Here is a 526-nt window from a genome sequence, read left to right as displayed (position 1 = left end):
CGCCGCCCACGTCGGGCGAGACGACCATCAGGTTGCGCCCCTTGAAGCGCGCCTGGATGTCGGCGGACATCACCGGCGCGGCATAGAGATTGTCCGTCGGGATGTCGAAAAAGCCCTGGATCTGCCCGGCATGGAGATCGACCGACAGCACGCGATCCGCGCCCGCCACCGTGATGAGATTGGCGACGAGCTTGGCCGAGATGGGCGTGCGCGGCCCTGGTTTGCGGTCCTGCCGCGCATAGCCGAAATAGGGGATGACCGCGGTGATCCGGCGGGCCGACGCGCGCTTGAGCGCATCGATGCAGATCAATAGCTCCATCAGATTGTCGTTGGCGGGAAAGCCGGTCGACTGGACGACGAACACGTCTTCGCCGCGCACATTCTCACGGATCTCGACGAAGATCTCCTCGTCGGCGAAGCGGCGCACCAGCGCATCGGTCAGCGGGATCTCGAGATAGGCGGCGATCGCCTGCGCAAGGGGCAGGTTCGAATTGCCGGTCATCAGTTTCATGGCTTCGTCTCCCGC

1 protein-coding gene is annotated in these 526 nt (G+C 64.6%); it reads right to left on the bottom strand.

Features of this window, described 5'->3' with window-relative positions; translation table 11 throughout:
* On the bottom strand, positions 1-511 hold a 511-nt coding region (prs, locus tag OXQ95_RS18635), incomplete at its 3' end, for a ribose-phosphate diphosphokinase (protein WP_267383132.1).
* Between the last annotated feature and the right edge of the window lie 15 nt (positions 512-526).

This window comes from Sphingomonas sp. GC_Shp_6 (assembly GCF_026540835.1).
Classification (GTDB): domain Bacteria; phylum Pseudomonadota; class Alphaproteobacteria; order Sphingomonadales; family Sphingomonadaceae; genus Sphingomonas.
The sequence above is the reverse complement of the archived record's forward strand: the minus strand, read 5'-3'. Positions and strand labels throughout refer to the sequence as shown.